Source organism: Flavobacterium sp., from assembly GCF_003525665.1.
GTDB lineage: Bacteria > Bacteroidota > Bacteroidia > Flavobacteriales > Flavobacteriaceae > Flavobacterium.
In genome coordinates this window covers 21,864-33,461 of record NZ_DQDX01000125.1, presented here as the reverse complement: position 1 = coordinate 33,461, position 11,598 = coordinate 21,864, and the positions used below count along the sequence as shown (strand labels likewise).

The following is an 11,598-nucleotide window of genomic DNA, read 5'->3' as shown; positions in this document are numbered from 1 at the left end:
ATCTTTAAAAGCTTCGTAGTTTATTACAAAATCTAAATCGTCGGCACCATCAATTAGGGCTTGATTGGCTTCTGCAAGTTTATCTTCAAGAGCATTTGTGCCTTCGTGAAAACCAATTACAGTTCCGATTGAAAGTTTAGAATTGGCGTCTTTAATCATTTTATTGGCTAACGAAACCATGTCTGGACGAATCATAATCAGTTTAAATCCTTCTTCAATTGCTTCTTTGATAAAACCTTCGACTACTATTTTATTTTCATCAAATGTCAATCCGGCTTGAGCAGGAGTTTTTAAGTAGGTAGAATCGAGATATTGCTTGATATTCATTAGTCAATTTTATTAATGGTAAAAATAAAAAAATCCCACTAATGTGAGATTTTATATTGGTTTTTATTTTGCAAATATTTTTTAGCTACAAACCATCCTACAATGGCACCAGATGCATTTGCAATAACGTCATATTGGTCTGGAGATCTATCGATAGTTAGCAATCCTTGGAAAACTTCCATTAGGATTCCGTAAACAATTGCAATTAGTAGAACAACTATACCTACTTTACTTTTGTATGGACTTGAATTAAAATAATTTGTCCATAATAAAACAAACATAAAGTAAAAAATAAAATGAACTATTTTATCTTTATGAGGTATTTTAATTGTACTTCCTATTGATGAATCTATTGTTGCTAAACTCAAATACGTAATTAATACGGTCCAAGTAATTGCTAAAATAAATACTAGTTTTTTATTAAGCACCGATCAATGTTGCGTAAGCTTCGTTGTCTAGCAATGCATCATAATCTGCTGGATTAGCGACTTTAACTTTAATCATCCAACCTTTTCCGTAAGGATCTGAGTTTACATTTTCTGGGTTTCTCTCTAAATCTTCGTTAAATTCGATGATTTCACCTGCTAAAGGCAAGAACAAATCTGATACTGTTTTTACAGCTTCAACAGTTCCAAAAACTTCGTCTTTTTCTAATGTTTGATCAAGCGTTTCAACTTCAACGTATACGATATCACCAAGTTCGCTTTGTGCGAAATGTGTAATTCCTACAGTTGCAATATCGCCATCGATTGCTACCCATTCGTGGTCTTTTGTGTATTTTAAATTAGCTGGTATACTCATTTTATTAGTTTGTTTTAATTTACGTCAAATGTAAAGTTTCTTGTTAAATATTAAAAATGATTTTTATCACAATTTTAATTAATTTCCAAAATTATATCTCAATGTAATACCACTTCTTATGTTTGTTAACGGAAACGATGTTGAAATTACGGCTTGCGAGAACGAATGATCATAGAAGAATTGGGCTGTAAGGTTTTGACTGAACGAATAACCAGCTGATAATCGCGCTGACCAAATGTTTTGTCCACCACCAAGTTGGTTGTTATCATAATCTAAATAACGTACAATTGTTTTGTTATTTCTATAAGAAAAATCAACTTTCAGCTCGATATCACTTCTAATAATTCCTTGTGCATTATCTGCAAATTGTGAATTTATCACTACGTCTTTAATACGATAACCTAATCCAACAATAAATTCTTGTCCTTGCACTTCTGTCAACAAATTATTATCAAAACTCATTGATAATGCTCTGTCTTTTTTCATTTCGGCTAAGAACTTGAAAGAATTTTTCATTTCAAAATCAACTCTCACAAGCGGATTAAACTGCTCTACTAAATTTACGTTACCGATGATTAATTTATTATTTACATTTCCTCCAGTATCAAAACCAGTTGGATTTTGGTCGTATTCAAAATTAGATCTAAACGAATTTATAGTATATGACGCACGATAATTGTGTTGTAAAGAGAAACGTTTGAATCGGTCTTTAAAGAATTTGTAACGCATTAAACCGTTGTATTTAATATTCCAGTTTGGAATTGGAATATTTCTAAAAGCATCTAATGAAATATCTTTAGCCGAGTCGTTTGCTCCAGTTGTAAACATACCAGTATATGCAGACAATAATGATGGAATTAAAACCGCTTGACTATTTTTACCAAAACCTACAGGATAACCTTCGGCATCTCGAAGAAAGCCTGTTGTTCCATAGAATTCTGCAGCCAATCTATCGGCGATGATAATTCTGTTACCTCTAAAATCGTTAAAAGAAGAAGAGTATATTTCATCACTTTGCTTGAAAGCCGATTTCAACATTACTGTAGATATTGAAAAGTTACCAAAATTATACGGTGACAATGAGTTATAGTTTCCGTTAGTTACATTAAACTGCTCAGAAAAATTATCTGCATACGTTCGGTTCGCATTTAAATCTACTTTAAAATCTGGGAACAAATCGATGTTGGCAGTGAAGTTTAAGGTTCTATTTGTTACTTCGGTATAATTTTGATTGAAATCTGGGTAATCGGTTAACCAACCATTTCTAGCTGCTTCATAACGTACATCATCTTGACTACCAAAGGCAAATCCTAAAGTTGGTTTGGCCGTTCCAAAGAAACCAATACTTGGCGTATAACCAGGAAGTACTGTTCCTCTATTTTCTACATAATCAATTTGAATATTCTTAACGCTTGTTAAAATACCGATAAGTCCGTTTAGTAATACTCCTCTTTCTTTTTGAACTTGAGGTTTATTGGCAACTATTTTCTCGCCAGGTTTTGGAGCGACAACAGGTCTAGTTGGTTTTTTAGCACCTTTTGACAAACCAACATATTTATAGAACGACTCCATATTGAATTTGGTATTCAATCGATGCGAACTGGCATTTTGAATGGTATTTCCTAAATTAAAAATCGTACCTGTGTCTTCATCTTCTATAGCTGACAATGCTAATGAAGCACGTTGCCAACTGTAGTCTCCTGTGTAAGTATAAGTAGAATTTACAAAACTAAATAGTGGAATTTTATTAATTGGTAAATCGTAATTAACCACTAATTGTTGGTTGTGTAAGTTTGGCGTACCTACATTCCAGTAATCAGTCCAAATATTGTAAGTATTATCAGGATTGTTATTTTCGTCTAGATAATTTCTAACGATATTATTGGAAGAAGCTGTGAAATTAAGTTTTAATGATTTAGTCAAATTATAATTAAATCCGTATTGATAATTGAACAAGAAATTTCTTCTGTATAATTTTTCAAGACCAATTCCTTCTACATCAACCAATCTAAATTGTTGCTCGTTGTATTGTCTGTTAATATTTGAACTAAAAGAAATATTTGAAGGCAGATAATTAAAATTGAAATCACTCAACATTTTCCAGTAGCTACTTTTCTTCATGAATTTGGTTTTCTTGAATGGCTCAACAGGTTTTGGTTGAAATGCAAAAGTATAATCGGCAGCAGTATTTACTTGTTGATCGATGAAGTTTTCAATTTCATAGTTATGTCTATCAACTTGATTGTAAGAATACGATAACGTAAGGTTTTCTGGATCGTAGAAATTTTGTTTTTGTTCTGGAGCACGTTCTTTTTTCACACCAATAAAGTTGATGCTTTTTCTTTTAGTGTAATCTATTGCTCTGTTTTCAATATTTCTTCTTTCAGAAGCATCGGCAGTATTGTCTAATAATTGCTCTAGACGAATATCTTGATTGAAAGGATCGTATTCTGGAGTAATTATTTCTTCACCAACAGCATAGTTAAAAGGTAAATTGACACCCCATTTTTTTGGAAGCAATTTCCCTAAACTTAAATTGGTTACAATATTATATTGTTGTACATCTTCTCTACTTCTCTCATTCGGACCTTGTTCTAATGAACCAAAACCAATAGTACTCATTCTACCCGTTGCAGAAATTGTAGCAAAATCGGCAAAATTAGAATCTACATTTAAGACCGCTGCCATTCCGCCTTTGTTGTCCATTTCGGCCAAACGAAGTTCGTTAAACCATACTTCACCTGCAACGTTTCTTGAATCTAAAGGATGTTCTAGAGTATTTAATACATCAGTCTGATTTTTTACACCAATCATTAAAGTTCTAACCAAACCAAAGTTGGGATTACCTTTAACACCAAGACGTAATTTATTTGGCTTACTAGCTGCTGATGGATCCAACTGATCTTCATCTTGATAGTAAACACCATCTAATGGTAATGTTAATGGATCAACAGACATTGCTAATATTTTTAACTTGGTAAGCAACGCCAACGATAAATCGATTTCATTTTCTTCGGGCCAAATTTCTTCAGGTGTTGTAGATGTAAATTCGGATTTTTTTAACGGAATTTCAACTTGATAATAATTGGTTGTAAAGTCATTTCCGAAACGGATGAATGCAACTAATTCGTCATCTTTAATTGTATTTTCGTCAGGGAAAATTGACTCAGCATGAAGAAACATTTTCAGTTTATTAAACTGACGCATGTCTACGCTTACATTTTTAAAAACAGCACGAGAATCTCCTGGTTCTAATCCACCAGTTCCATTATTGCCTGTTACTCTAAGTGATAATGATTGCTCGTTTTGATTTATCAATGTATTGTTATTATACAATTGTTCACGAACAACGTTAGGTGGAGACACATATTTAATTGGTATTCTATCACCATTTTCTTGAATGTTCACTGCTTGAACATCAAAATTAGTGTTGTCAGTTGCTGGATCATCAGCTGGAAACTCTAATGAACTTACATAACGACGCCATTCACCACGAACTAAATCTAAAGATCCAAAACGAACCGTTAATGGTTGAGAAAATCCTGTCATAAAAATTCTCATAAATCGTATAGAACGAAAATCTGATATTCCTCCAACTTTACTTTCGAATTGCGATACAGGTATTTTATATTGAATCCATCTACCAGTCGCAGTTCCAGAATTTGGCAATTGAATTCCGGTTACTGGTCGAATATCGGTTACGTAATTTTGACCGACAACAATGTTACTTTTCATCTCAATACTGTATTCGTAATACGCATTGATGGTATTCATGGTGTTGTCTCTATTAATGTCTTCTACATCTGGAAGCGTTGTTGAACCTCTATTAGTATCAGAAACATCAATTGGTGAGTTGCCTTGAAGTCCGTTATAATTTCTATAACGATCTACAACTCCGCCACTACCTTGAAGAAAATATTGGTAATTATCTCCAGCTGGATCGGGTTGTGATGCAAATGCTGGATAGATTGCTGCTTCTGCATCATCACTTAAACCATCAAGACCAATATCTTGAACAGCCCTATTGGCGCCGCTAGTGTCAAATGCATAAATTAATGATTGTGCTGCTGGAACACTACCCCAAATTGTTGGAACTGTTGGCGCTGGCGAACCTGCTTCTGGCAAACCATTTTCATATTGTTTTCTTCCGTCTTTTAAAATATCTTCTGAAATTTCACCAAGATTGAAATAGATTTTACCAGTATTAGAAGGATCAGCAACACTTGTATCGGTTGGATTTCCTAAATACGGATCTAAAACCCAAAACTGAATGTACTCTACATTTCCTTGTTCGAAATTGGTTGAATTTATTGCTCTTGTAATACCACCAAAACTTTTTTTCGGTTCCGATAATGTATTGGTTGAAGCTGCTGCAGGATCAAAATTATATGGACCACGTTCTTGTGGAAAATAACTTAAATCCAAAGTATTAATAACAGTAGATTGACCTTGAGGAACATCTAATTCTGGATACAATTCTCTATTGAAAATTCGTCTTGTTGCATTTAAAGACAAATCGTCTTGACTTACGCCACCTGGAGGTTGAGTGTAAAAAGTTGGATCAATATTGTACCAAGCCAATCGAGCTCTTTTAAATCCATAATCTAAACCTGATGAACCTGCTCCAAAATCATCATAAATTGGTGCTGGGTTTCCAGTAGTTGGTCTTTCTGGTGTTGACGACAAAAACCATGAAAAAGGAGAACGCATATCGATAGTTGTTTGCGAACCTTCAAAATCGTCAACATAAATAGTAGCTTCGCCTTCGAATTGGTCGGCTTTTGGTGTATCTGGTTTTAAGAATGCAATTTCACCTCTAACAGAAACATTTGATGGAACATCAGTATCAATGTTTGGTAATTTATTTACTAATCTTGTTAAAAATGGAACTTCGGTAGAATAGTTAAAGTTTGCTCCAAAAATAGTGTTGTTAACCGATTCTTGTCCGTAATTAGATTTCTGTGTAAACGGACGTTCTGTCATTTTTAATAAAGTAGCTCCAACAACAAATTTATCTGAAAATTTATGTTCTACATTAAACCCAAAGAAACGTCTTGTTTGTTGCCCAAAAACCGAATTGTTCTCTACAGAAACTTCCACTGGAGTATTCGCTAAAGTTGGATCAAGAATTTGAACTCTTCCTGCTTGATAATTTACGCTATAATCAATTCCTTCTACAAGAACTCTTCCTCCAGCAGTTACTACAACCGAACCTTTTGGCACATTAAATGCACCAATTGGAATTCCATCTCCACCAGTAGATTTGAATTTTCCTCGTAATTGAAATTTATTTTTATCACTATCTTGTAATGCTCCAGCTTGTGTACTCGTGTACATCGTTTTGAAGACATATTTCTTTTGATTTTCGTTGTAATCTGCGGTTGAGTTTGGATCACCATAGTAGTTTCCGGTTGCTCCAACTTGAAGTTTATCGAAAAGGTATTTACCAAAAGGCTCAACGGTTGTAAAAATCAATCGACCATTTTGTTGATCTACAGTTAAACCTGGCATAAAATCGAAAAAACCATCGCCTCCTTCTTGTGGATCATTATTGTAATTTAATCTATCCACATTAAAAACCTTCAACAATGGTGTATCTAAAACATTGGCTGGCAAAGGCGTCGTTCCTACTTGTGAAATGTAATTTAACGGAGATGGATCCGTATAAAGAATGTTAAACCTAAAATCTTCTTTCTCAAGCTGATAAGCACCTGGAAGTTGGTAGATATTTTTCATCATCAAATTCCAAATTGGTTTTTGAACATTGGTTAAATTACTTTTTAATAATTTTAAAATCAATGTTTGCGTTTCTGGAATTCCAGCACCGTTTACTTCGGTTGCAGTGGCACCATCGGTACCAAATTCTCCAACTTGATATACTTCTCCACCAATTGTATATTGATAAGCAACAGCTAGAACTTCGTCATTAGCCAAACGTTGTTGTAAAGAAACATAACCTAATTGTGGATGGTATGTAAATTCATTTGGACTTAATTTCCTAGCATTTTCAAGTTTAGAATAATCGTCACCTTCACTAACATTAGTAATATTAAAACCAGAACTTGAAGTTACAATTTCTCTAATATTTGGATTTAAGAAACCACTAGGTCCAATTAATTCTGGATCATATTTATTATTTGAGTTGTCTGATGGTGTATCTACTGGCGTTGTTCCAAAGAATGTTGGATTGGCGATTATATCAATTGCAACTGTTTGTTCAGGTGTTAAACCAGTTAATCGTGATTCACCTAAATCTTGAAGTGCAATAATATTTCTTAAGTTATTATTGGTTTGACTCACACGATTTTGTCTATTGGTTACCCAAACCTCGATTCGTGTAATTTGTACTCTACTATTAATAAAAGGATAATTTCTTAAAGAAGAGTTGTATTCATTTCTAAAATATTGTGATAAGAAAAAGTGTCTGTCGGCATCATAATCTAAAGCAAATAAATCGAAATCTTGAATGGTTCCGCCACCTTGAGCAGAAACGCTTCTGGTTTGTGATTTTTGTTCAGAGAAAACTCCAGTTACTGTGGTTTTACCAAATTGCAATTGGGTTTTAACTCCAAATAAACTTTGTGCACCACGAATTAATGAACTATTTAGTGGCATACTTACGTTACCAATCTCTAATTTTTGAAGAATAGAATCCTCTCCTCCACCAATTGTTGGATTATAGTCTAATTTAATTAAATTTTGAAAAGCAAAAGTAGATTGTGTATCATAATTCGCATTTACGTTCAATCGAGTCCCCACTTTTCCTTGCAAACTCATACTTATTCTTTGATCAAAATCGAAAGTAGTAGTTGCTCTATTTCTTGGCGATAGCGATGGATTATCTTGTTTTGTATAACGAACTCCTAAGTCCATTTCTACAGATCCTGTTGGTCTTACATCAATGGTATTCCCTCCAAAAATAGTTTCAAAAATTCCTGATTTCACATAATATCTTGGTAAAAGGTTTCGCTTTTCTGCTTCAGTGCCTTCTTTTTTACCGTCGATAGCATCCGATTTTTTCTTAAAATAGTCCCTCATCGATTCACGAAGAACCAATTCTTGATATTCTTTTGGAGATAGAATTATTGGGTAATTAATGTTAAAATCTAAAACTGTACTTGAAAAAATATATTTATCTGTAACAGGATCGTACTTATAAGCATCAACTATACTTGGTGGATTTCCTAAATTAATTCTCCCTAAATCACTTCCTGTTTGAGTTGGCTCTGGATCTGGCTCAACTACTTGAGAAAATGATGAAGAACTTAAAAAAAACATTAGCAAAGTAAAAACTGACTTTATTGCTAATTGAATGTATCGTATGTAATGTGTTTTCAAAAACTATAAATTTTTTAATGCTTGTTTGATTATAACTTCAACGGTTGCATCTGGATTTTCACTAACTACTTTATCTACTATTTTCTCGGAAGCTTTTCTAACAAAACCTAGAACTTCCAAAGCAGATAACGCTTCATCTCTATTTGTATTGTTTTGAGTAATAGAAACTTCGTCTAAATCGTAAATTTTTAACACTTTATCCTTTAAATCGAGGATTGCTCGTTGGGCAGTTTTTCCTCCAATTCCTTTAATAGATTGGATTGTTCCCACATCGCCACTTGCCAAAGCTTGTATAATTTGTTTTGGTTCAAGTGATGAAAGCATGGTTCTTGCAATTCCGGCACCAATGCCAGAAACAGTAAGAAGCATTTTGAATATCTCTTTTTCAGATTTTTCTACAAATCCAAATAAAGAGTGTGAATCTTCTTTGATAATCAAGTGAGTAAACAGTTTTACAAAATCGGTATTGGGCAATAAAGTGTAGGTATGCAACGAAATATTAATATGATAACCAACACCATTACAGTCTATTACAACTTCTGTTGGTGTTTTTTCAACTAATTTACCTTGAATGTGTGCTATCATAGTGTTTAATAATGTAAATCAAATATAACAAAAAACTTTAATTACAATAACTTAAGCCGTTTTATTGCTACTTTTTTACTTCAAAATTCTTTAATCGTTTGTTTTTTTCTTGAGCATCAACAACTGCAACAGCAGCCATATTTACCATTTCTTCGACACTTGCTCCAAGTTGGAAAATGTGAACCGGTTTATCCATTCCCATTACAATTGGTCCAATTGAATCTACTTTGTACAATTCTTTTAGTAATTTATATGTGATATTTGCCGATTCTAAATTAGGAAATATCAACGTATTGACTTTTTTTCCAGCTAATTTAGAAAACGGAAATTTCTTTAAAAGCATCTCTGGATTTAATGCAAAATCGGCTTGAATTTCACCATCAACAATTAAATCTGGATAATATTTGTGAAGATAAGCCACTGCTTCTCTAACTTTATTGGCACTTTCATTATTGGATGAACCAAAATTAGAGAACGAAACCATTGCTATCACTGGTTCAACACCAAACATTCTAGCGGTTTTTTCGGTCATTAATGCAATTTTAGCCAAATCATCTGCTGTTGGATCTGGATTGATTGCAGTATCCGATAAAAACATTGGTCCGCGATTGGTCATCATCATGTTTGTAGAAGCAATCAACGAAATTCCTGGCGCTTTACCAATCAACTGAATTAATGGTTTTATAACCGATGGATAACTTCTAGAATAACCCGAAACCATAGCATCGGCATCGCCTTCATTGACCATCATTGCTGCAAAATAATTGCGTTCGCGCATCCATTTTTGTGCGTCTAATAATGAAATTCCACGACGTTGTCTTTCTTTCCAATAAATATCTGCGTAGCGTAATCGTCTGCTGTCTTCTTCCTGAGTTTTTGGATCTAAAATTGGCACATCGGCATCAAAACCAATTTCCTCTTTTAGTTCTAAAATATCTTCTTTTCTTCCTAATAAAATTGGATGACCAATTCCTTCTTCGTATACAATTTGCGCAGCTTTTAATACATCCAACTGATCTGCTTCTGCAAAAATAATTCGCTTTGGATCGGTTTTAGCTCTGTTTGTTAGCAGTCGCACCATTTTATTATCAGAACCCATTCGTTCTAATAATTCCTCTTCATATTTTTGCCAATCGGTTATTGGATTTAACGCTACACCACTTTCCATTGCTGCTTTTGCAACTGCTGGCGCAACCATAGTAATCAATCTTGGATCGAATGGTTTTGGAATGATATAATCTCTACCAAAATTCAATTTGGTTTCACCATAAGCGATATTCACTTGCTCTGGAACCATTTCTTTAGCCAAAGCTGCCAAAGCACGAACAGCTGCCATTTTCATTGCTTCGTTGATTTTTGTAGCTCGAACGTCTAAAGCACCACGAAAAATATAAGGAAAACCAAGAACATTATTCACTTGATTAGGATGGTCTGATCGACCAGTTGCCATGATAATATCTTTTCTAGTAGCAATTGCCACATTATAATCTATCTCTGGAGTAGGATTTGCCATAGCAAAAACGATAGGATCTTTTGCCATTCCTAACAACATTTCTGAGGTAAGAATATTTCCTGCAGAAAGTCCGAGAAAAACATCGGCGTTTACCAACGATTCTTGTAATGTGATTCCTTTTCTACCTTTAGAATATCTTTTTTGTAAGTCAGACAAATCTGTTCTATCTTCAGATAAAACACCATCTTTATCGAACATTACAATATTTTCGGGTTTTACACCAAGCAAAACATACAAATTAGCGCACGCCAAAGCTGCAGAACCAGCACCAGAAACCACCAATTTAACATCTTCAATTTTTTTATCGGCTAATTCTAAAGCATTCAATAAAGCTGCCGACGAAATAATTGCAGTTCCGTGTTGATCATCGTGCATCACCGGAATATTTAGCTCTTCCACAAGACGTCTTTCAATTTCAAACGACTCTGGAGCTTTGATATCTTCTAAGTTGATTCCACCAAAAGTAGGTGCAATATTTTTCACCGTCTCAATGAAAGTATCAATATCTTTTGTATCAACTTCAATATCAAAAACATCGATATCGGCAAATATTTTAAACAACAATGCCTTTCCTTCCATCACTGGTTTAGAAGCTTCTGGACCAATGTCACCAAGACCTAAAACGGCTGTTCCATTGGTAATTACGGCAACTAAATTCCCTTTAGAAGTATATTTATAAACATTATTTACGTCTTTTGCAATTTCCAAACACGGCTCAGCAACACCTGGCGAATAGGCCAAAGACAAGTCTCTTTGTGTGGCATATTTCTTTGTTGGAACAACTTGAATTTTCCCGGGAGTAGGTTTAGCATGATATAAAAGTGCTTCTCTACGTTTACTTGATTTATTCATTTTGGTTTTTTTCTTCTGACCTACAAAGGTAAAAGTATCAGCCGAAAAAGGAAACATTTACTAGTTTTCTTTTAAATAAAATTTTATTGTTTTTCAGGAGCGAATCGCTTGGTCGCTTTTGGTTTCCCTATTCCTGCTTTTCGCTATATCTTTTTCAATTGCTTTGGGTTTAAACCCAAAGC

5 protein-coding genes and 1 pseudogene are annotated in these 11,598 nt (G+C 34.0%); all 6 read right to left on the bottom strand.

The window, feature by feature from the left end; genetic code table 11:
- A pseudogene (locus DIU01_RS09035) lies at window positions 1–327 on the bottom strand (deoxyribose-phosphate aldolase); the annotation flags it as partial.
- A 38-nt stretch (window positions 328–365) separates the two neighbouring features.
- Complete coding sequence (locus DIU01_RS09030; RefSeq protein ID WP_290833668.1) at window positions 366–755, bottom strand: VanZ family protein; 390 nt, start codon at window positions 753–755, stop codon at window positions 366–368.
- A complete protein-coding gene (gcvH, locus tag DIU01_RS09025; protein ID WP_290833667.1) occupies window positions 748–1,128 on the bottom strand; it encodes a glycine cleavage system protein GcvH in 381 nt (126 codons plus the stop codon). The genes DIU01_RS09030 and gcvH overlap by 8 nt, the downstream gene beginning before the upstream one ends.
- Before the next feature lie 78 nt (window positions 1,129–1,206).
- Window positions 1,207–8,406, bottom strand: coding sequence for a cell surface protein SprA (gene sprA, locus DIU01_RS09020; protein WP_290833676.1), 7,200 nt, complete (start codon window positions 8,404–8,406; stop codon window positions 1,207–1,209).
- A gap of 63 nt (window positions 8,407–8,469) precedes the next feature.
- Window positions 8,470–9,051, bottom strand: coding sequence for a Holliday junction branch migration protein RuvA (gene ruvA, locus DIU01_RS09015; RefSeq protein ID WP_290833665.1), 582 nt, complete (start codon window positions 9,049–9,051; stop codon window positions 8,470–8,472).
- Between the two features lie 67 nt (window positions 9,052–9,118).
- Complete coding sequence (locus tag DIU01_RS09010; RefSeq protein ID WP_290833674.1) at window positions 9,119–11,416, bottom strand: NADP-dependent malic enzyme; 2,298 nt, start codon at window positions 11,414–11,416, stop codon at window positions 9,119–9,121.
- Window positions 11,417–11,598: the final 182 nt, after the last annotated feature.